Annotated in this window: 21 protein-coding genes and 1 pseudogene; 13 read left to right on the top strand and 9 right to left on the bottom strand. The window is 67.3% G+C overall.

Annotation, left to right across the window (positions count from 1 at the left end):
* The first annotated feature begins 335 nt into the window (after nt 1-335).
* Complete coding sequence (locus tag ABR737_RS03990; RefSeq protein WP_350248790.1) at nt 336-1,043, top strand: ATP-binding cassette domain-containing protein; 708 nt, start codon at nt 336-338, stop codon at nt 1,041-1,043.
* Entirely contained in the window at nt 1,040-2,983 is a 1,944-nt protein-coding gene (locus tag ABR737_RS03985) for a YhgE/Pip family protein (protein ID WP_350248789.1), read from the top strand. The genes ABR737_RS03990 and ABR737_RS03985 overlap by 4 nt, the downstream gene beginning before the upstream one ends.
* Before the next feature lie 164 nt (nt 2,984-3,147).
* Here ABR737_RS03985 and ABR737_RS03980 read toward each other — a convergent pair whose 3' ends face one another.
* From ABR737_RS03980 to ABR737_RS43860, 4 genes are all read right to left on the bottom strand, one after another.
* Nucleotides 3,148-3,717: a S1 RNA-binding domain-containing protein gene (locus ABR737_RS03980; protein WP_350248788.1), complete on the bottom strand. Its 570-nt coding sequence runs from the start codon at nt 3,715-3,717 to the stop codon at nt 3,148-3,150.
* Nucleotides 3,718-4,002: 285 nt separating this feature from the next.
* A complete protein-coding gene (locus ABR737_RS03975) occupies nt 4,003-5,286 on the bottom strand; it encodes an MFS transporter (protein ID WP_350248787.1) in 1,284 nt (427 codons plus the stop codon).
* A gap of 392 nt (nt 5,287-5,678) precedes the next feature.
* Nucleotides 5,679-6,131 carry a transposase family protein gene (locus ABR737_RS43865; RefSeq protein WP_502964274.1) on the bottom strand — a complete coding sequence of 151 codons (453 nt, stop codon included), beginning with the start codon at nt 6,129-6,131 and terminating at the stop codon, nt 5,679-5,681.
* Entirely contained in the window at nt 6,128-6,358 is a 231-nt protein-coding gene (locus ABR737_RS43860) for a transposase (RefSeq protein WP_502964273.1), read from the bottom strand. Before ABR737_RS43860 ends, ABR737_RS43865 begins: the two co-directional genes overlap by 4 nt.
* Nucleotides 6,359-6,423: 65 nt before the next feature.
* Between ABR737_RS43860 and ABR737_RS03965 the strand changes: the two genes are divergently transcribed.
* Nucleotides 6,424-6,972 (top strand): GNAT family N-acetyltransferase, encoded by a 549-nt coding sequence (locus ABR737_RS03965; protein ID WP_350248786.1) that lies wholly within the window; start codon nt 6,424-6,426, stop codon nt 6,970-6,972.
* 265 nt (nt 6,973-7,237) lie between these two features.
* Here ABR737_RS03965 and ABR737_RS03960 read toward each other — a convergent pair whose 3' ends face one another.
* Entirely contained in the window at nt 7,238-7,528 is a 291-nt protein-coding gene (locus tag ABR737_RS03960; protein ID WP_350248785.1) for a putative quinol monooxygenase, read from the bottom strand.
* Nucleotides 7,529-7,644: 116 nt separating this feature from the next.
* Here ABR737_RS03960 and ABR737_RS03955 point away from each other — a divergent pair, with 116 nt between their 5' ends.
* The 5 genes from ABR737_RS03955 (at nt 7,645) to ABR737_RS03935 (ending at nt 11,137) form a co-directional block, all read left to right on the top strand.
* The gene (locus ABR737_RS03955) at nt 7,645-7,953 is read left to right on the top strand and encodes a transposase (protein WP_502964272.1); all 309 of its coding nucleotides are present in this window, start codon (nt 7,645-7,647) and stop codon (nt 7,951-7,953) included.
* Nucleotides 7,950-8,822: an IS3 family transposase gene (locus tag ABR737_RS03950; RefSeq protein WP_350248784.1), complete on the top strand. Its 873-nt coding sequence runs from the start codon at nt 7,950-7,952 to the stop codon at nt 8,820-8,822. Before ABR737_RS03955 ends, ABR737_RS03950 begins: the two co-directional genes overlap by 4 nt.
* Before the next feature lie 245 nt (nt 8,823-9,067).
* Complete coding sequence (locus ABR737_RS03945; protein ID WP_350248783.1) at nt 9,068-9,577, top strand: VOC family protein; 510 nt, start codon at nt 9,068-9,070, stop codon at nt 9,575-9,577.
* A gap of 296 nt (nt 9,578-9,873) precedes the next feature.
* On the top strand, nt 9,874-10,284 hold the full coding sequence (locus ABR737_RS03940) for a PPOX class F420-dependent oxidoreductase (protein WP_350248782.1): 411 nt from the start codon (nt 9,874-9,876) through the stop codon (nt 10,282-10,284).
* Between the two features lie 346 nt (nt 10,285-10,630).
* On the top strand, nt 10,631-11,137 hold the full coding sequence (locus tag ABR737_RS03935) for a hypothetical protein (RefSeq protein ID WP_350248781.1): 507 nt from the start codon (nt 10,631-10,633) through the stop codon (nt 11,135-11,137).
* A gap of 85 nt (nt 11,138-11,222) precedes the next feature.
* On the opposite strand, the gene ABR737_RS03930 is transcribed toward ABR737_RS03935, so the two are convergent.
* A complete protein-coding gene (locus ABR737_RS03930) occupies nt 11,223-12,353 on the bottom strand; it encodes a DUF4419 domain-containing protein (protein ID WP_350248780.1) in 1,131 nt (376 codons plus the stop codon).
* 308 nt (nt 12,354-12,661) lie between these two features.
* Between ABR737_RS03930 and ABR737_RS03925 the strand changes: the two genes are divergently transcribed.
* The 5 genes from ABR737_RS03925 to ABR737_RS03905 all read left to right on the top strand — a co-directional run bounded on the left by ABR737_RS03925 (nt 12,662) and on the right by ABR737_RS03905 (nt 18,510).
* Nucleotides 12,662-13,612, top strand: a complete 951-nt coding sequence (locus tag ABR737_RS03925; RefSeq protein ID WP_350248779.1) for a hypothetical protein — start codon at nt 12,662-12,664, stop codon at nt 13,610-13,612.
* A 277-nt stretch (nt 13,613-13,889) separates the two neighbouring features.
* Nucleotides 13,890-14,645, top strand: a complete 756-nt coding sequence (locus ABR737_RS03920; RefSeq protein ID WP_350248778.1) for an SOS response-associated peptidase — start codon at nt 13,890-13,892, stop codon at nt 14,643-14,645.
* Between the two features lie 141 nt (nt 14,646-14,786).
* The gene (locus ABR737_RS03915; protein WP_350248777.1) at nt 14,787-15,950 is read left to right on the top strand and encodes an IS4 family transposase; all 1,164 of its coding nucleotides are present in this window, start codon (nt 14,787-14,789) and stop codon (nt 15,948-15,950) included.
* Between the two features lie 384 nt (nt 15,951-16,334).
* Nucleotides 16,335-17,504, top strand: coding sequence for an IS110 family RNA-guided transposase (locus tag ABR737_RS03910; protein WP_350248776.1), 1,170 nt, complete (start codon nt 16,335-16,337; stop codon nt 17,502-17,504).
* A 220-nt stretch (nt 17,505-17,724) separates the two neighbouring features.
* The gene (locus ABR737_RS03905) at nt 17,725-18,510 is read left to right on the top strand and encodes a GNAT family N-acetyltransferase (RefSeq protein ID WP_350248775.1); all 786 of its coding nucleotides are present in this window, start codon (nt 17,725-17,727) and stop codon (nt 18,508-18,510) included.
* A 63-nt stretch (nt 18,511-18,573) separates the two neighbouring features.
* On the opposite strand, the gene ABR737_RS03900 is transcribed toward ABR737_RS03905, so the two are convergent.
* From ABR737_RS03900 to ABR737_RS03885, 3 genes and pseudogenes are all read right to left on the bottom strand, one after another.
* Entirely contained in the window at nt 18,574-19,206 is a 633-nt protein-coding gene (locus ABR737_RS03900) for a LysE family transporter (RefSeq protein ID WP_350248774.1), read from the bottom strand.
* 306 nt (nt 19,207-19,512) lie between these two features.
* Nucleotides 19,513-20,599: pseudogene (locus ABR737_RS03890) on the bottom strand (ISL3 family transposase); the annotation flags it as partial.
* A gap of 20 nt (nt 20,600-20,619) precedes the next feature.
* Nucleotides 20,620-21,003 (bottom strand): transposase family protein, encoded by a 384-nt coding sequence (locus ABR737_RS03885; RefSeq protein WP_350256665.1) that lies wholly within the window; start codon nt 21,001-21,003, stop codon nt 20,620-20,622.
* Nucleotides 21,004-21,098: the final 95 nt, after the last annotated feature.

Here is a 21,098-nt window from a genome sequence, read left to right as displayed (position 1 = left end):
CGAGCATTCGGTATTTCCAACGTACGGAACGCAGGGGGAGAGCGCAGCTATCTGAGTCAGACTTGAGGGTGCACAGCGATACCTGCCCCACCGGTGGTTCCCGCCGCCTCGCAGTCAGGCCGGGCACGGGCCCGAGTTCCGCTTCACGGACCAGGACCAGGACCAGGACCAGGACCGGGCTGGCTCGCAGGCAGCTGCCCCAGGGCGGCCGCCGGGACCTGGATCCGCTCATCCCCCTTGGGTCCCGGGGCTACCGCCAACACACGTGAAGAGCATCACAACTCTCCTGCTACAGGCGTGGGTTGGCCGGCTCAGCCCCGGCTACAAGTTGCTGTATGACAGCTGCTGGAGTGGACGTGGTGGCCCGCGGGGCGAGTGTGCGGGGGCCGAGAGGCCCGGTGTTCGAGGGAGTGGACCTGGACGTGCCGGCGGGCGGACTGCTGGTCGCTCACGGCCCGGCCGGATCCGGGCGTACCTCTCTGCTGCTCGCGCTCGCCGGGCGGATGCGGCTCTCCGGCGGAGCCATCCGGGTCGGCGGGCACGTCCTGCCCGCCGAGGGGCGCCGGGTACGCAGGCTGGTCGCCATCGCCCGGGCCGCGCCCGCGATCGATCTCGAAGGACGGCTGCGGGTGCGAGAGGTGATGGCCGAACGCTGCCTGACCAGCCCCGGTGTGACGGAGCGCCGTATCCGCCAGGCATGCGAGACCCTGGACCTCGCCCCACGCGGGGCAGACCTGGTCGAGGACCTCGGCCCCGCCGACGGGCTGCTGCTGGCGACCGCCCTGGCCCTCGCCGAACAGCCCCGCGCCCTCGTGATCGACGACGTAGACGACGGCCTGCCGCCCGAAGCGCACGGTCCCGTGTGGGAGGCCCTGCACCGGGTCCAGGACCACGGACCCACGGTGCTGGCCGGCTGCCTCCGCCCGCCCCCGCTCCCGCCCACTCCCACCACCCCCGGCCTGATCGCGCTGTCACTGCCGCAACGGAGCCGTGACCGCTTCCCGGCCGGGACGGCCGCTGTCCGAGAGGACGCCGACATATGAAAGCCGTCAAGCTGGCGCTCCTGGAACTCCGGCGCTTCCGCGGCCCGATGCGCCGACTGGTCCCCGTCCTGCTCTGCCTGGTGCCGTTGCTGTACGGCGCCATGTACCTCTGGGCGAACTGGGATCCGTACGGCAAGACCGACCGCATGCCGGTCGCCGTCGTCAACCAGGACCACCTGGCACATGCGCAGCAGGGCCGCCGGGTGAACGCCGGAGACCAACTGGTCCAACAGCTCAAGGCGTCCGGCACCTTCGACTGGCACTTCGTCGGCCCCGGCGAGGCCCGGGACGGCCTGGAGCACGGCCGCTACTTCTTCACCATCGCCATCCCGCCCGACTTCAGCAGCAAACTCGCCACCGGTGCCGACACCCGCCCGCAACAGGCGGGCATCCACATCGAACTCAACGATGCCCACAACTACATCGCCGGCATCATGACCGAGGTGGTGCAGAACAAGCTGCAGGAGCAGGTCAACTCCGCCACCCACGCCGCCTATGTGCGCAGCGTCTACGGGGAGTTGTCGGACGTGCGGGGCAAGCTGGCCACCGCGGCTGATGGCGCACACCGGCTGGTAGGGGCCACCCGCGTGGCACAGCAGGGCACTTCCACGGTCGCGTCGGCGACGTCCACCCTGCACGACGGCGCCGACGGTGTCTCCGCCGGAGCGCGGCAGATCGCCCGTGCCGCCGGCCAGATCGACGACCTCTCGGGCCGTCTCGACCGGGCCGCGGCCGACCGCCTGCCCGGAGCCGTCTCCGCCCTGGTGACCACCGCCCGGCTGACCACCGACGGCCTGGACGCGGTGCACACCGCCACCGGCGCCACCCGCAACGGCACTTCCCGCGCCGTGGGCGACCTCACCGATCTCGCCGATTCCCACCCCGAACTACGGAACGACCCCGCCTACCGGGGCGCCCTCAGCCACGCCCGCGAACTGGATTCCACCGCCACCGAACTCGACGGCCGGGCCGCCGCCGCCGAGAACAACGCCCGCCGCGCCCTTCGCGACGCCGAACGCCTCCAGGGCGACATCGGCTCACTCCGGAGTGATGTCCTGGCCTTGCACACCCCGCTCCGCCTCGTCGACACCGGTTCCCACAGCGCCGCCGATGGCGCGCGCGGCCTGGTCGACGGGCTGGGCACCCTGGAAAAGGGCTCCGGAACCCTGCGCTCCGCCGCAGACCAGGCGCACGACGGCGCCTCCGACGTCTCCCGCACCGTGGACCAGGGACTGCACAAGATTCCCCGTACCAGCCCCGACCAGGTCGCCCACGCCGCCGAAGTACTGGGCACGCCCGTACACATCGACCGCGGCAACCTGCACCCGGCGGGGGTCTACGGACGTGGCCTGGCCCCGTTCTTCTTCGGCATCGCCCTATGGGTGTTCGGCCTCTTCGCCTACCTGTTGCTGCGCCCGCTCAATACCCGTGCCCTGGCCGGCCGGGTCGGTGCGTTCACCACCGCTGTCGCGGGATGGCTTCCGGCGGCGGTGCTCGGCGCCGTGGGGGCCCTGGTGCTCTACGGGGTCGTCGACCTCACCCTCGGGCTCAGTCCTGTCCACCCCTTCGCGATGATTGCGCTCCTGGTCACCGCGGCAGCGGCCTTCGTCGCCGTCGATCACTGCCTGCGGACCGTCTTCGGGGTGCCGGGCGATGTCCTGTCGCTGGTCCTGCTCATCCTCCAGCTCACGGCCTCCGGCGGACTCTATCCGCTGCCCACCGAGCCGGCCTTCTTCCAGGTGCTGAACCCGCTGCTCCCGATGACCTACCTGGTCGACGGATTGCGGGTCACCGTATCGGGCGGACTCACCGCCAACCTGCTGCGCGACTTCGTCGTCCTCTTCCTCTTCACGGCCGGCTTCCTCGCCATAACCGCCCTCGCCGTACGACGCCAACGGGTGTGGACCATCGGACGCCTCCACCCCGACGTATCCTTATGAGCGCCGGGCCATCGCCGTGCGTGCCAGGCTCTCCGCCCGTCTCACCTCCATCCGGGGCCCGCGAAAACCGAGGTTCTCCGGCGGAGTCCGGAGTCCGGAGTCCGGAGTCCGGAGCCCTGATTCCTGAGTGCAGACCGATGGCTGACCAAGGCAGCAGGGTGGCGTCACCGGAGGCCGGATGGACTCTGTCGCCGGGACAGGAACAGTCTGCGGCATTCTCGGTCGATCTCCGTGACGACGACCGTAACGTCCTCACCGACTTGGACGACATCCTCTGGAGCATCCACGGGGGTGCAGGTGAGCTCTCGCAGGTGGACAAGCCCCTCGATTGCCTCGGCGACCTGAACGAAGACGCCGAACGGCACCAGTTTGGTGACCCGTCCCTGTAGTTCCTGGCCCACGGCAATGCCGTCGGCGAATATCTGGAAGGGGTCAGGCTGCGTCGCTCGCAAGGACAGCCTGGCCTCTGCGTTCCATGTGTCGAATTGGAGGAACGCACACGAAACGCGCTGTCCGACCCGAACGACATCCGAGGCCGCTTCGAAGCGTCGCCAGGACAGTTCGGGTATCCCGATGAACCCGACGCCGGGGAAGACCGGGTGGTCAGGTCCGTCGTCCAGTGCCACGAACACACCGAACGGTTCGATCGCAGCGACGGTGCCCCGAAGGATGTCGCCGTAACGCAGTGATTTCAGAAACGCCCAGAGCTCTGGGTTCTCGGACGGCCCGACCATGCCGATCAGCCTTTCATGACGGACTGCTCACGGGGGAGTGCCATTGTGTCCGGCTTTGGCCGCTGGTCCGACCAGATCGAACAGGGGACTCACGACACCGTGCGTGCACTTGCTCCCGCCGCACAAGTCGCCCTCCGCTGGAGTTTCGAGGACGAGGAATGACTAGGCCCTGCCTCCCCGATCGAGAGTCACTCCTGCTTCTACTCCAGGGCGATCCGGGACAGTCGACGCCAGCGTGATGCGTGACCGATCGAATCGAGGGATTTCCGGGTCCTGCGCGGCAGCTCAGTCAGCGATGCCCACTATCTCGCGGCTGCGGCCCGCCCACTGGATCACGTACGGCATGGCGAGACCAGCTGCGACGAACACACCACCCATCACGAGCCAGCCGGGCGCCCCCCAGGTCACACAGAGCAGGCCCAGCAGGCTCGGTGCGACGACGTAGCACAGGCCCATGCCCATGCCGAACACTCCGGAGTACTGGCCCTGGGCGTGTGCGGGAGCCAGCCGGAACCGCAGCTCCAGCGATCCGGCCGCATGCCACAGTGAGCCCACCGTGTGAATGGCGACGCCGACCATCATGATCGTCACCGCGACCCAGCCGGGTACTCCGGAGGCTGCGGCGATGACCGCCATGCCGATCAGGAACGCCAGCCCTGCGCGGCGGATGGCCCGGCCGGCGACCGTGCCGCCCTTGATCCCGTGACTGGTCCGGATCTGCAGGAACACCACCATCACGGTGTTGACGGCGATCGCCAGACCGGCGAACCACCGTGGTGCGTCCGTGTGCAGGACCACCCACAGTGGCAGGGCGAACGACAGCACCTCGCTCTGGATCCACATGATGCCATCGAGCACGACGAAAACCACGTACGGCTTGTCCTTGAGCGCGATCCACCGGTCCTCCTTGCGCGGGGACGGCAGGGGTTCGAGCTTCGGCAGCTTGACCAGGACGGCGGCACTGCCGATGAATGTCAGCGCGTTGGCGAAGATGAGGGCGCGGTAGGCGAAGTCGCTGCCGATCTGTACCACCGCACCGGCCGCCAGCGCGCCGAATGTGCTGGCGAGCATGGCCACCGATCTCAGGTAGGAGCGGAACTTCGGTACCTCGTCACCGCCGAAGCGGCGGATCATCGGGCCACGTGCCGCACCGCCGGACGAGCCGGCGAGGTCCGTCACGGCCACAGCGAGGACGAACGGCCATAACGAGTCGGCGAACAGCAACGACGTCATGGAAAGGGCCTGGATCAACAGAGTGATCAGAAAGATGGCCTTCGGGCCGCGGCGGTCGGCGAGATGACCTACCGGGATGCCGGCGATCAGACCGACCACCCCCGCGACACTGAGGCCGAGGCCGACTTGCCCGATGGACAGATGGATCACCCGCAGGGCGTACAGCGGCACGGTCGCCAGGAAGGCCGCGGTGCCGAGCTGGTTGACGAAGCCGGCGAGAGCCAGTTCCCGTTGAGGTCCGGACTCCAGCAGCAGCCCTAGCCGTACCAGCCAGGGGCGTGCGTCACCGATTTCCCCAGAGACGCTGTCGGTTGACGTGGTGGGGGCTTGAGTCACCCTGTACTCCAATGTCTGTCGATCGTGCCGTGCTGTTCCGTGCCTTGCCGAGATCAGAGATGTGCATGTGAAGCCGATGTGCCACATGGCCTTGTGGCGAGGACAGCGAGGGTGTGAGCCGATCATTGAGGCTGAGCGATCACGGAGGCGCCCTCCCACTAACCGCCGCACCGGGCGTGTTTGAGACGTGGCAGGCGTGGAGTATGCCCAGGTGAGAGCCATGTTGAGAAGGCGCCCAGGGTTGGGGGAATGTCACAGCGAAAACGGGAATCTGCGCGCAGCACGCCCGGTTATGGGTAGTGGTGCTTCCCTCTCATAGAGGCCTGTCACGAGCGGATCCCGATGAAGAGAGCGGCGGCGATGGTGCCGAGGTAGACGCACCCTCGCTTGTCCTATCGCGTGGCGACGGCTCTGAACGGCTTGAGCTTGCCAATGGCTCGCTCCACCGTGTTGCGCTCTTTGTCGCGGACCTCGTCAAAGCCCGGAGGCAGTCCGCCGCGTGAACTCCTGTGCAGGCGGGCAGCCTTGTGGTCTTTCTTCTTCGGGATGGTGTGCCGGATGCCGCGTCTGCACGTAGGCACGGTTGGCGTGCGAGGAGTGGGGTTGTCCGCCCGTACCGGCCCGGCCGGGTACGCGAACGGCCGCCACCAGGCCGAGGCACCCGGATGCTCGCCAGCACCGGTGTGAACCGCGGTGAGTCGCCCCGCCGCCCGGCGTTCTTTCTGCTCGTCCCGCCTTTTCCGCGCACTGGCGGCGTGCTGATGTGCACGGGAGATGGTCGAGTCGACCGAGACATCCCAGGTGATCAGGCCCTCGGTGTCGGCCCGGGCCTGCAGATCGGTCACGATCCGCGCCCAGGTTCCATCGTTGTTGCCGGCGGCAACAACCCGTACACGGTTTCCCACTTGCCGTACCGCTCGGGCACGTCCCGCCACGGATCCCCGGTCCGCCCCCGGACCCCATTGATGAGCTGCTGTTTCGTCCACTTCGGTGGCCGACCCCGCTTGTTCCCGACCGACATCAACGGCTCCGGCACCGGCCACTGCGCGCCGGTCAAATCATCACGACCCACGCCAAGATCGTCCCAGTAGTAGATCCCTCGGGTGACCCACTGCTCACAGGTCCTAACGTTGGTCCATGCTCAAGATGCCGTCACGGGTCGAACTACGCCCGCTCACCCTCTCCGATCAAGACGAGTTCTGCTCGCTCGTGCAGGCCAGCTCCGAGCTGCACCTGCCATGGATGCAGCTACCCGCGACCGCGGAGGAGTTCCAGGTCTGGATGCGCCGCTTTGACGACGGCAGCAACCTGGGCTTTCTGGTCCGTGTCCGGGAGACCGGCGCAGCCGCCGGCACGGTCAACATCAACTCGATCATCCGGGGCCGGTACCAGGGCGCGTCCCTCGGCTATGCGGCCTTCGCCCCGTCCGCAGGGCACGGGTACATGACCGAAGGGCTCGCTGCCACCCTGCAGCACGCCTTTACCGACCTGCGGCTCCACCGGCTGGAGGCCAGCATTCAGCCGGCGAACAAAGCGTCCCTGGCCTTGGTCCAGCGGCTGGGATTCCGCTACGAAGGGGTGTCGCCCGCCTACCTCTACATCGACGGGGACTGGCGAGACCACGAACGCTGGTCCATCAGCGCACCAAACCCCTGGACACCCGATCCATCCCTTCCCGAGGTCTGAGTCGCACGGCGCCGCTCATGAAAACACACCCGACTGCGCGCCTTCTGCTCCCGCAGATGCTCCGGATACGGGCCGGCCGGGCCTGCTGGTGGGGCCAGGCCAGGCCATGCCTCCCGGCCCGAACAGCTCGACAACTCCCTCAACTCTCCCTCACCGGCCATGAGTTAAGGGGCCGCATCATGCCAGACTTGCTCCTACCAGCCGCCGAACGCACGCCGGAAGAGTCGTCGAACAGCTTGTTCACGGCTCAAGGCAGCCCCTGGCTTCAGAGTCGTACCGGAGTGCTCGGGTGCACCTCACGCTCGATGCGCGGCATGATCTCGGGCACGTAGATCTTCTGGATGGCTTCGCCGGCATCGTGGGTCTCCCAGCGCTCCCGAGTCGCCCAGCGCTCGACCAGGACGAAGCGTGCCGGATCCTCGTGCGAGTGGTAAGCCTCCCAACTGACGCAGCCGTCCTCGGCAAGGCACAGCGGGCGCATTCGGGCCAGGGCGTCAGCGACCGGAGTGATGTCTTCGGCCTTGGGGACGTGCGCGATGACGATGAGGTCGAACATCGCTCCTCCTTGATACATGCATGCGTGCCAGTTAGTGGCAGACAGGCTACATCTGGGCTTGATCCGCTTTGACGGACATCAGAGATCAGGGGTTCTGCCCCGGGAGGATGTCCATCATGGAGAGCATGGGGAAGAAGAAGCCTCGCCCTCGCCGTTCGTTCACGCCGGAGTTCAAGGCGGAGATCGTCGAGCTGTGCCGGCGCGGTGACCGCTCGGCCGGTCAGATCGCCAAGGACTTCGATCTGACCGAGACGGCAGTACGGCTGTGGGTCAGCCAGGCCGAGGTCGACGCGGGCGAGCGCGAAGGCCTGACCAGCAGCGAACGCGAGGAACTGGCCGCGCTGCGGCGAGAGAACCGCCGACTGCGCGAGGACGTCGACATCCTCAAGCGAGCCACGGCTTTCTTCGCGAAGGAGACCCGGTGACGGTGCACCCGTTCATCGAGGCGGAGAAGCAGAGCGGCCACAACGTCAAACGAGCGTGTGAACTGCTGAGGGTCTCCAGAACCGCCTTCTACGCCCGCCGCACCGGTACTCCCGGCCCGCGGGCAGCCCGCGACGCCGAGCTGACCGAACAGATCACGCAAGTCCATGAGCACTCGCGCGGCACCTACGGCTCCCCACGCATCCACGCCGCACTGAAGCGTGAGGGCTCCAGATGCGGCCGTCGCCGCGTCGCCCGGCTGATGCGGGCCGCCGGGCTGCAGGGCCGGCACCGCAGACGGCGGCACCCGACCACGATCCCCGATCCACGAGCTGCCGTGCGGCCCGACCTCGTTGTCCGGGACTTCCGGCCCGACGCAGCGGCCCTCGACGCTCGCTGGTGCGGCGACATCACGTACATCCCGACCGAGGAGGGCTGGCTCTACCTGGCCACTGTCATCGACATCGCCTCGCGCCGGGTGGTGGGCTGGGCGACAGCCGATCACCTGCGGACCGATCTGGTCGCCGATGCTCTCAAGGCCGCCTGCCGGCAGCGTCGCCCCACCCGTCCGGTGATCTTCCACTCCGATCGCGGGTGCCAGTACACCAGTCAGCAATTCGCCTCCCTGGCTGACCAGTTCGGCATCCGGCTGTCGGTCGGCCGCACCGGCCAGTGCTGGGACAACGCGCTCGCCGAGTCGTTCTTCGCCACCATCAAGCGAGAGTTGCTCGGCACTGCCGCCTGGCCCAGCCGGGCCGCCGCCCGCACCGCGATCTTTGATTTCATCGAGGGCTGGTACAACTTGCACCGACTACACAGCAGCCTCGGCTACCGCAGTCCCGCCGAATATGAGACCGCACTCGCAGCCTGACCACCACACCAATGGTGTCCGTCAAAGCGGAACAAGCTCACATCTGAGGTCGGCAGGGCCGGTTTGGTGCGACCTCTTCGTTCGCTCACGCACGTTCGGAGCGCGAGCGAAGATCGACCTGAGCACATGTCAATACCCTTGATATGCCGTCGTTTTATTGAAGCGGAAGAATCGACCGACCGTACTGCCACCGCATCATGAGGGTTTTTCGCCGAAGGCGGTGTGATCTGTGGCAGGGTCGGTATATGACGATCAAGGATGAACTGAGACCTGTTCCCGATGGCTACTCGCGGATCGACCCTTGGGTGATATCGAAGGACACAGGTGCGGAGATTGAGTTTCTGAGCCAGGTCTTCGGGGCCACAGAGCGTGGGTCCCGCGTTTTCAACGAGGACGGGTCCGTGGGGCACGCCGAGGTGGACGTGGCGGGTGCGGTGGTGTTGATGTTCGACCGACAGTCCGGTTGGCCGGACCTCCCCGCGCACCTGAGGATCTACGTCGAGGACGCCCGCACGACCGTGGAGAAGGCCCTCGCCTGCGGAGCCCGACTGGTGACGCAGCCGACCGAGCTGGCGTTCGGGCAAATAGCCGCACGTATCCGCGACCCCCAAGGCCACTTGTGGTGGGTCTTCCAGCGACTGGAAGAGGTCTCCGCCGAAGAGATGGCCAAGCGGTTCGCCGAGCCCTCCTATCAGCGAGCCATGGATTATGTGCAGACGTCTCTCGCAGAGGAACTGGAAGGCCACACCCCGTAGCCGTGCCCGAGCGCTTCGTCTATCGCCGATCTGTCTGCCGCGGGATGGCGGGATGGCGGGATGGCGGGGTGGTGGGACGGAGGGATGGTGGGACTGCGGGATGGTGCTGGGTAGTGACCTGTCCAATCGAACTGGAGGGTCGACGTGGGTTCCCCGGCCGCCGCCTCCTAGCCGTTGCCCGTGTCGCTCGTAGCGGGTTTTCCATGGTCCGAACCGCGACACCACCCCGCAAGGGAACTGGCCTCGACCTCAGCCACCTTGACCTCAACTGTGCTTGAGCTTCTAGGGTCGGCCGCATGATCTTCACCAAGAGAGAGCACGAGTACCTCACCGCCCAGTCACTGGCCCGCCTGGCCACCACCGGTCCCGACGGCGGTCCGCAGGTCCGCCCGGTGGGCTTCCGGCTCAACGACGACGGAACCGTCGACATCGGCGGACCGGCCATGGCCCGCAGTCGGAAATACCGCAACGCCCAGACCCGCCCCGATGTCTCCGTGCTGGTGGACGACATGTCCCCGGCCGATGACCCAGTCGCGGGCGGGTGGGGGCGCGGCATCGAGATCAGGGGCCGGGCCGAGGTACTGACTGTCGACGTGCCACCCGTGGCGCCTGACTACTTCAGCACGGACATCATCCGCGTCCACCCCCGGCGGGTCATCACCTGGAACCTGGAGGGACGGGGAACAGTCGCTCGCGACATCGGGTGACAGGGGAGATGTCACGATCCATGCTCGGTCCAATCAAACTTGGTTGAGCACACAACCCGCCGTGGTTCAAGCGGAGTTCGCTATCTACCCGGCAGCAGCCAGCCTGCTCCCAACGTCTATGTCTCTGCCCATGCTTGCGCCTACGTCTGCGGCCTACGTCTGCGCCTACGTGTGTGCCTACGTCTGCGTCTGTGCCTGTGTCTGCGCCGGCTTCGAACGGATGGTGTTGTAGGCGGGGTGATTTCTGTGCGCTGCGGGACCAGCCGGTCAATGCCGGCGGTCGGCAGCGCGCGGCCGCGGTCATCGCGCGCTGCTACGGTCATCGTTGATCGTCAAAGGGGGAGACGTGAGCGAAGACCCAGTGGACTTGCCGGCCGAGTGGAAGCGGCGGGTCATATGGCTCTTGGTGGGAACGGCGATACCGGCCTTGGTGTTTGCGGCGGTGTGGCTGGTATTTCTGAGCGATCGTCCGTTGAGCAACCTGCTGTGGGGCGCTTTGTCGACGGGCGTGGTGTTCGGATTCCTGCCTGTGCTGTCGATCGTGCGCTTGGCACCTCTGCGGATCGATGCCGGTGGGATCGTGGCCGGCAGCCGAAAGCTTCCCTGGAGTGAGATCGGCTTCGCGACTGTTTTCCATGATGCGGTGCTCGCAGTGTGGCTTCACCCGAAGACGTCCGGCTCTCCGGAAGAAGAAGACAAGGCGACGCTGCACTACATCCACTACGAGATGCGGTGGCTCGGCCGGGCCCGCCGCGCCGAACGCTGCCAGAGCATCGCTGCCGCCATCGAGCGGTTCGCGCCCGGCACGTACGTCACCGATGCCGCGGAAATGCGGCAACGCGCCGGCCTCTGATCACGTGCCCTCGCCGGCCGTGAGCGCGGCCTCGCGGCCTTTGGTCCCTGACCTCCCCGAGTCGCCGATCAGGCCGTCCATACATCTAGGTGTGCTGTCCGGGCAGGTGCTCATCGCCCTGCTCATCGCCCTGCTCATCGCCCTGTTCATCGCCGTGCTCAGCGCGGCGCTCGGCTGTCGGAAGGAATTCGACCACGGCATGGCCGAGTTGGGGCCGGATCCACTCGCCGTCGCGTTCGATGCCGAGTACGCCTCCGAGGAAAGCCATCTCAAGGGTCCCGGCAGGAGTCTTCCAGCGAAAGGGGACACGGGAGATGTGGGAGGGAAACTCCTCGTCGGCGATGGTGCCGACACCGAACGACTGATTCGGGATCGGACCGTCGTCGGAGTAATGGTGGGCGAAGAAAGCGGTGATCCATCCCGTGACCCGGTCGCCGCCGGAGTCCGACTCCCACTTGTAGAGCGAGCGCCAGAATGGGTGGTCGACACCCCACCCCGAGGCTGCCGCCCAGATCGAGTCCAGCACCGGGTGCAGGGCGGTGAACCACGGTCGCAGGCCCTCGAACCACTCCTCGAGCTCCCGCACCCGTGCCGCAAGCAGACGCCAGTCCCGGTCTGTGCCCTCCAGCCGGATCCGGGGAATGCCGCAGAGCGTTTCCCACCGAAAGCGGTAGTACGGGCTGACCACGTCCATCAGCGCCACCAGCGTGGTCGTGGCATCGGTGGGGGTGGTGGTGGAGAAGGTGGGCTGGAACAGATCAGCCACCTCGTCTCCGATCCGGTCGCGCAGAGGTCGTTGAACCAGGTTGATCGAGCGCTCCCAGTCCCACGGGGCCAGGTCGTCGCGGACGGTGATGGTCTGCTGCTGCCCGGGCGTGTCAGTGAAAAGCCCCTCGTACGTGCGGGAGTTCAGTCGGACGTGCACGGCCACCTCGTGCACGACCGCGTACCAGAGGAGATCGGGCGACAGGCTCAGCGGAAGGTGGGCGGTGAAACAGAGGTGGACGGCGCGTAGCAGGAGGCTGGAGGCGGGCTCGGTGCTCTCGGGGGCGTCAGCGGACCAGCCGAGGAGGCGGCTGGTGCTGCGGTGGTGGAAGCGGGCCGAGTCGCGGAGCACGGCCTGCAGGAAGCGCTCATTGCCGAGTTCGGTGAGATCGGCGGCGAGCCGCGTTGCCTCGGAGTCTTCGTCGAGCGGCAGGTCTATCTCGAAAGGCATCCGCACCTCCAGGGACAGTGATCGAGTTTTGATCCTAGAAGGGCGTACGAAGACCGAGGCGCTGGCCCACCCGTGGCATGAGGAGTGGTCGTGAGCGGGTGTTGGGTTCGCCGGCCACAACGTCCCCGGGCGTCCGGGATCGTCCGGGTTCGCCTCGGCCTGTGTACGGGGAGCACCCCAGCCCCGAGAGGTGACCTCATGCATTTCCTCCACCGCGCCACCTGGCTCAGCGAGCGAATCGGCAGTGAATCGGCGAGCACCCCCGGTCCTGAAGAACACGTTGGACTACCTCTGCCGGCGAGCCCGGAGTGATCACCGCGTCCGTACTGCCCGACAGTGCAGGCGTGCATCTGTGCACCCGCATCGCTGATGAGGCGGGGCCGCGCACCTGCTCTACCGCAGAGCCGATAAACCCCGCGCTCGTCACCGCATTGCAGCAAGCTCAGGCCAAACGGGAGGCACAGCAGGGGAGCAGCAGGGGCCGGCGCAGCCCGGAGGAGATTGCTCTGCTCGACAAAGCAATGAGCCGCAGTGGCGCGGGCATCGACCTCATCAGCTACACCACTCACTGGTACGAGTCCGAGGCACATGAGGAGCCGAACCCCCTGGTGGCCGTCGCCCAGTTGCACGCCGGCGATATCCCGACCGTTCGCTTCCCCTCAGGGACCGACCTCCTCCAAGTGCTGTGGTGTCCCACCACGCACCAGGACCTGCCCGGCCAGCCCCGCTTTTACGGGGGCCCGTCCGTACACCTTGTCTGGCGGCGCGCGTCCGATGTCTCCTCTGTGCCAGGCATCGTGCCGCCGCAGCCCCGGGATACCCACGACGCCTACCTGCCCACCCCGTGCGTGCTGCACCCTGAGCAGGTGACGGAATATCAGTATGCGGACCTGTTGCCCGACGCGCTCCGCGAACGGCTTGACGCGCAGGACGAGCGGTGGCTGGAAGAGACTGATTTCAATTACCAGTACGACCTGTCCATCGCACCCGGCTGCAAGGCCGGTGGCTGGGCATCCTGGCATCTGACCGATCCGGCGTCCGTCAACTGCCGGTGCGGAGCGCCGATGGACCTCCTGCTCAGCTTCGACAGCAGCGAATGGGACGGTGGCTCGAAGAGCTGGCGCTCCGTCGAGGATTCCGAGGCGAACGAAGTGGGCGCGTGCGGGCCAACAGGATTGACTCCTGGCCGATGGGGTGCACTACGGATCTTCTTCTGCCCCATCGACCCGACACACCCCCATTTGCTGAACATCCAATAGCGACAGCCGGTCGTCGCCGCACCTCCCCTCCGCGTACTCCGCCCGTCGTCCATCCACCGCACGGCCCGTAAGGACTCACGAGGCAGAGGCTGAGCCACACGCCCAGCCTTGACGCCAACGACACCCCGCTCCACCACGAGGGTGACGAGGCGGGCCCGGCGCTGCTGCTCCTGCACGGCTGGGGGACCAGCGGCCCCGGCCCGGCACGCAGGCCCGCATGTCGGGCGAAGGCGTGGGTGACCGGGCAAATGGGCGGTCGCGTGGCAAGGTGGACGGTATGTGCGGTCGATATGTCTCCACCCGCCGTCCGCAGGATCTGGTCGACCAGTTCGACGTGACGCGCTGGGATCCCGGCCAGGTGCTCGGACCGAGCTGGAATGTGGCCCCGACCGATGATGTGTGGTCGGTGCTCGAACGCGTCGACCACGACACCGGCGAGGTCACCCGGCGGTTGCGGCCGCTGCGCTGGGGGCTGGTGCCGTCCTGGGCGAAGAGCCTGAGCGTCGGTGCGAAGATGATCAATGCCCGGGTGGAGACGGTCGCGGAGAAGCCGGCCTACCGCCGAGCCTTCGCCAAGCGCAGATGCCTGCTGCCGGCGGACGGCTTCTACGAATGGCAGGCCGTCGAGGCGACCGGGACGGCCAAGGCCCGCAAGCAGCCGTACTTCATCAGCTCCGAGGACGGCCAGGCCATGGCGTTTGCCGGCCTGTACGAGTTCTGGCGCGCCCCCGACGTCTCCGATGCCTCCGATGTCGATGCTCCGGGGGCATGGTGGACCACCTGCACGATCATCACCACCGATGCCACCGACGCCGCGGGGCGCGTCCACCCCCGCATGCCGCTGACCATCGCCCGCGACGACTGGAACGCCTGGCTCGACCCCGCCCAGGACCCCGGCGAACTCCGCGCCCTGCTCACCGCCCCCGCCGCGGGACACCTGGACGCCCGCGCCGTCTCCACCGCGGTCAACGATGTACGCAACAACGGGCCACACCTTCTGGACCAGATCCCCGACGCCCCGTCCGACGGATGACAGCCCCGCCCTGGTGCCCCCGTTATGTTCTTCGTGGTCCTGCAAGAGGGCCGCTGGCCTCCGGGCCCGGCATGTCTGTGTCCCCCTGTCGAAGGCATGACAATGCCGTTGCTTTTGCGGCTCTCGGCCGGTTGAGTCGGTGTGCTGATATCCCGTCTGGAGAGGCTGGGGCTGGGAGTGCTGACCCGGTCATGCCCGCTTGAACTGGTGGACTGTGTGGTCGGCGAGGCTGGACGCTCGGAGAAGCGTCGGCGCTTGCTGTCCGCCCGGTTCACGGTGTACTTCGTCCTGGCGATGTGCCTGTTCCCGCAGGCTGACTACCTGGAAGTTCTGCGCCTGGTGAAGACCGGCGATCCGGGGCTGCGGTCCTGGACCGGGGTGAACAAGTCCTCGCTGACCAGGGCCCGGCAAAGGCTCGGGTGGACAGTGCTGCGGGACCTGTTCCGGGCTGTGGCCCGGCCGCTGGGCAGGGAAGACAATCTCTTCCACGGGCTGCGGGTGCTTGCTCTGGACGGGATGCTGCTGGCCGTGCCGGACTCGACGGCGAACAACGACGCCTTCGGCAAGTCGGGTTCGCAGCGCAGTCCGATGGGTTATCCGCAGGCCCGGGTGGTCGCGGTGGCCGAGTGCTCGACCCACGCCGTCCTCGACGCTGTGATCGGCGGGTTCAAGGACTCCGAGCGCATCGTTTCCGACGCCCTGGACGCCCATGTCGGGACCGGCACGCTACTGCTGGCCGACCGGGGGCTGTGGGGCCTGGCCCGCTGGCACCGGCTGCGGGACCAGGGCACTCACCTGTTGTGGCGGATCGAGCGGCGCAAGGCCCGTCGGGTCCAGGACGTCCTGCCCGACGGCAGTTACCTGGCACGGATCGAGGCGAACAAGCACAGCAAGGCGGCCGGGACCCTCAAGGCTCCGCCGGCTCTGGTCAGGGTGATCGAGTACCGCGTCGACGGCCAGGCCGACATCGTCCGGCTGATCACCAGTCTGACCGATCACGAGAAGTACCCGGCCGCCGAGCTTGCCGCGCTCTATGCGCGGCGTTGGGAGATCGAGTTGGTCTTCGATGAGATCAAGACCCATCAACGCGGCCGACCGGTCCTGCGGTCGCAGACGCCGGACGGGGTGCGGCAGGAGATCTACGCACACCTGGTCGTCCACCACGCCACCAGAGAACTGCTGGACGAGGCCGCCCGCCTGCACCAGAGCATCGCCGAGCGGACCTCGTTCACCCGGGCCCTGCACGTCGTCCGCCGCACGGTGATCTCACCGAGCGGCTTTTCCCCCCTCCGCCCGCAGACGTGACCGTCGCCTGGGTCTCAACGAGATCGGGCACAGCCTGCTGCCCCGGCGCCGACCCCGTGACTGTCCCCGCAAAATTCGGTCGTGCATCACCGGCTACGGCAGCAAGGCCCCCGGAGAGCCTGCCAGCCACCGCCGTTCACCGGTCGTCGTCGCCCTGAACCACCGATGGCACGACCACTAAAGCAACGGCATTGGAAGGCATGACCTGGGGGGTGGTGTCACCGGGCTCGGAAGGTGCCGTCGGAGACGCTGATGAGAGGTCCGGCCACCGCCCGGCCCGGCGCAATGCCAGGCAGCTCGCGGGCGGCAGGTCTGCATAACGTGGATGCGCGCGTACGACACCGGCTCCAAGGCCGGAACGGTCAACTTCCCCGGAAGGGTGCGATGTTCGACACCGACAACGTAGGCGTCTTCCTCGGCATGGACGTCGGCAAGACCACCCACCACGGCCACGGGCTCACCCCGGCCGGCAAGAAGGTCTTCGACAAGCCCATGCCCAACAGCGAACCGAAACTGCGGGCCGTCTTCGACAGACTGATCGCGAAATTCGGCACCGTGCTGGTGATCGTGGACCAGCCGGCCTCCATCGGCGCCCTCCCGCTGACCGTCGCCCGCGACGCGGGCTGCAAGGTCGCCTACCTGCCCGGACTCGCCATGCGCCGGATCGCCGACCTGTATCCCGGCGAGGCCAAGACCGACGCGAAGGACGCGGCGGTGATCGCGGACGCGGCCCGCACGATGCCCCACACCCTGCGCTCGCTGGAACTCACCGACGAGATCACCGCCGAGCTGACCGTGCTCGTCGGCTTCGACCAGGACCTGGCTGCCGAGGCAACCCGCACCAGCAACCGGATACGCGGCCTGCTCACCCAGTTCCACCCGTCGCTGGAACGCGTCCTGGGACCCCGCCTCGACCACCAAGCCGTCACCTGGCTCCTCGAACGCCACGGCTCCCCGTTCGCACTGCGCAAAGCAGGCCGCCGCAGACTCATCGAGGTGATCCGCCCCAAAGTCCCGCGTATGGCCACCCGGCTGATCGACGACGTCTTCGACGCACTCGACGAACAGACCGTCATCGTGCCCGGCACCGGCACCCTCGACATCGTCGTGCCGTCCCTGGCCGCCTCCCTCGCCGCCGTCCACGGCCGGCGCCGGGCCCTGGAAGCGCAGATCGCCGCCCTGCTGGAGGCCCACCCTCTTTCCCCGGTCCTGTCTTCGATGCCGGGAGTCGGAGTCAGGACCGCCGCTGTCCTGCTGGCCACCGTCGGCGACGGCACCAGCTTCCCCACCGCCGCCCACCTCGCCTCCTACGCCGGACTCGCTCCGACAACCAAATCGTCCGGCACCTCCATCCACGGCGAACACGCCCCCAGAGGCGGAAACCGGCAGCTCAAACGCACCATGTTCCTCTCCGCCTTCGCCTGCATGAACGCCGACGCCGCCTCCCGCACCTACTACGACCGCTGCCGGGCCCGCGGGAAGACCCACACCCAAGCTGGCTTCGTTGATCTCCGAGGACAGCGTTTGTCGACTGTTTTAGGAGGCAGTTGGTGATCAACCGGCTCTGGAATGTGGATGAGAAATGACGGCGCTGCGTGGATGCGAGCGTGCCGATGGCCAGCCGCCCGAAGGGCGGCTGGCCATCGGGGCAGGTGGCGGCAGAGGCCAGTACCTGTTTCTGATCTCCGGTGGCCGGGCGAGAGAGTGCAGCCCTTGATGTTCGCGCGGGTCCGACCGGCGTTTAATCACTTGACCTGGTCCGTACGGTGTTCCAGTGAAGGACATTCTGATCAACGAGCTCCGCACCGCGTATGATGCCCAACTCCGTGGTGTCACCCCGCCTGGCGGCAACGCTCGCATCGAGAAGGACGGCCCATTGACCCGTGTCGTGGGTTGGCGCCGTGGCTTCGTCACGGGCCCACGTGACCTCGGTGTGTGCGGGGCAGAGCTCGACGCGCTCATAGCGCGGCAGCGTGACTTCTACGCTGCCCGTGGTGAGGCGGTCGAATGGAAGACGCGCGCCCATGATCTTCCCGCTGACCTCACCGACCGACTCATGGCGGCCGGCTTCGTCGCCGAGGACAGCGAGACCGTGCTCATCGGGCAGTCCGCAGACCTTGCCGCCGACCCCGTCCTGCCCGACGGCGTGACCCTCCGCCGTGTCACCGCCAGATCAGACCTCCAGCGCATCGCCGATATGGAGAGCATCGTCTGGGGCGAGGACTGGAGTTGGCTCGCCGACGACCTGACCGCGCGGATCGAGAACGCCCCAGAGAACACCATCGTCCTCGTCGCTGAGGCACGCACCGAAGTCGTCTGCGCCGCCTGGCTGGTGTTCAAGGACGGCGTCGACTTCGGGGGCCTCTGGGGCGGCTCCACGCTTGAGGAATGGCGCGGGCAGGGCATCTACCGGGCCATGGTCGCCCACCGAGCCCAGCTCGCTGCTGCCCGCGAGGTCCCCTACGTCTACGTCGACGCGTCAGCCGACAGCGCCCCGATCCTCACCCGCCTCGGCCTACACGCGGTCACCACGACGACACCGTATGTCTGGTCGCCCTGAGTTCAGCCTGCCTTGACCGGTCTGCCCGCAGGAGGCGAACACCCGGTGGACGGCCTGACCTTGTCATGGCGCTGAGATGAGCAGGTGAGCGGCGAGTACGGCGATCAGGGCGCTGGAGGCTATGGCGGTGACGAGCCGCCCTCGACTGCTGGTCAAAGTCCGGCCGAGCAGTGCTCCGCCGCCTGCGAGAAGCAGCTGCCAGCTGGCGGATGCTGCGAAGGCCGCGAAGACGAACACGGCCTGTTCGAGGTGGTCTGGAGCCGCTGTGAACTGACTGCCGAGCACGAGCGCCGCGAAGTAGATCACGGTCATGGGGTTCATCATCGTGATCCCCAGCATCCCCATGTAGGCCCGTGCAGGGTTGAGGGGGATCTCGTCAGCCCGGTTTGTCGTCTGCCGAGTGCGGTACTGGCTGATCGCCGTGACGCCGCTGCGGGCCGCCAGCGCGATGAGCGCCAAGGCCGAGACCCATCGCAGGGGAACCGTGATCGTTTCGATTGCAGGGATGAGCGCGGAGCCTCCGAGTACGGCGATCAGTGCGTAGAGGCCGTCGGCGGTTGCGACACCCAGTGCGGCACAAGCGCCGATCTTCAGAGAGGTCCGGGCTGTCAGGGCGACGAGATATGTCGCCACCGGTCCCACCGGCACGGCGATGCCGTAGCCAGCGAGGATGCCCGCGACCAGGGTGGCGATCACGAGTGCGCGAGCGTCGGCCTTCGCAGTCGGTCCAGCTGCTGCTGCACTCGCACCGATCGGACGGTGGATGTCAGCGGCAGAAAGTCGATAGTCGTGGTCATGGGCAGATCTTGACGGGATCGCGGCTGTCCGGGCAACTTATTTTCGAGAGCGCAATTGTGGGGAGGCTGGCTTTGTTCACCAGCCGTGGGACAGCACTTCGACAGCGGTTCAGGAGGTACCTGGCCGCCGGGGACAGTACGTTCCCGAGTTGGTTCTGGCTCACCTGCTGTGGTCGGTCGTGCTCCGTGCCTGGTTTCAGGCGAGGAGAACGCGTTTCCGTAGCAGTGCGAAGCCGGCTCGGCCATACATTTGACGTTTGATCATTTTGATGCGGTTGACATGACCTTCGACGATTCCCGAGTTCCAGGGCAGCGTGAGGCCCGCAATGACAGCGTCGAGATCACGTTCGAGGCCGTTGACGAAGGTGTGCATGCTCGGTAAGTCGTCAGCTCGGACTGCCGTGATCCATTCAAGGAGTCGGTCACCCTGGAGCTGGGTGAGAATCTGCGCGAAGGCACGGATGTGCCTGGTCAGGGCGTCCAGTTCCGGGCAGTGCACCAGAATGGACTTGAGTTTGAGCCGGTCATTCTCCTGGAGAGCATCGGGGTGGGTCAGGATCCACCTGGTGACCGTCCGAGGAGTTGGTGGGCGAGCGCCTGTCGGCGCGGATTCGCGGAAGGGGCGGAGGTAAGCGCGCACGGTTCCGTATCCGCTGGCGAATCCGTGAGCCTTGACTCCTCCCAGAGGGTCCACGCGTTCGTGCAGCCCTCGGCCCAACGTTCGTGCAGGTAGGCTTGAAGTCGTCGAGCTTCGTGGGCCGGTTCTGCCATTGGCCTTGAAAGAGATCTTCCGGGGCTGCGGCGTCGGCGAGGCGTTTGACCGTCCGGTGAGTCATGTGGAGCTGGCGGCCGATGGCCCGCCTGCTGTAGCCCTTGGCCAGCAGCGCGTGGACGATTGCGTGTTTCTCGCGGGTGCGGTCGGCGAACCGGTGCCCTGTTGGCCACGGTGACGCGGTCGATCCATCGGCCGCCTGAGGAACCTTGGCGGGCTCCTGACGCGGCAGGGTGAACGGTGCCCGCAGGCAGGCCCGATGCCGCGATACGCATCGCTCGGCGGCCTCGCCGAGGTTGTGCCAGAGGTGAAAGCGGTCGGCGACCTGGAGGGCCGTCGGCGCCCCGGCTCGGGCGCCTTCGGCAAAGAACGGGGCACGGTCGCGACAGATCACTTCGATCCCTGGACGTTCGCTGAGCCAGGCTGCGAGCGTTGCCGATTCGCGGTCAGGCAACAGATCCACTGGTCTGCCGGTCTCGACGTCGACCAGCACGGTTCCGTAGACCCGGCCCTTGCGCATCGCGTATTCGTCGACGCCAACTACCCGCGGAGTCCGTGGCTGTGGCTCTGGGAGAGCGTCGACCAGCCGCAGCACGGTGTCGCGGCTGACCGAGAACCGAAGACCTCTGCGATGCGGGCGCCGGCTCGGCCAGCGAGCGCGAGACCGATCTCGGCCAGTGCCGACCGCAGCCGTTCGGTCCACCGGCTGTATCGGCGGGTTAGCCCCGGGATCTGTTCGGCGAACGTCCGCCGTTTGCACGAAGTAGTCGTGCAGACGGACCGCCGGACATGCAGAGACAGCACCACGCGCCGTCCCGCGCTGGGCAGATCGGAAGGGAACCGCAGGTAGGAGCCGTGCACTCGGATCGACCAGGCTCCACAGCCCGGACACAGGGCGCCGGCTGCCCGGCATCTGATCCCCATACGGATCACCTCGCCGTCGTCTTCCGCCGACACCACGGCAACCTCCGGAGCCGACAGGAACAGCAACTCGTCCAGACGGAGCATGACCTCGTTCA

The organism is Streptomyces sp. Edi2, assembly GCF_040253635.1.
Lineage (GTDB): Bacteria > Actinomycetota > Actinomycetes > Streptomycetales > Streptomycetaceae > Streptomyces.
This window is presented reverse-complemented; position numbering and strand designations above follow the sequence as displayed.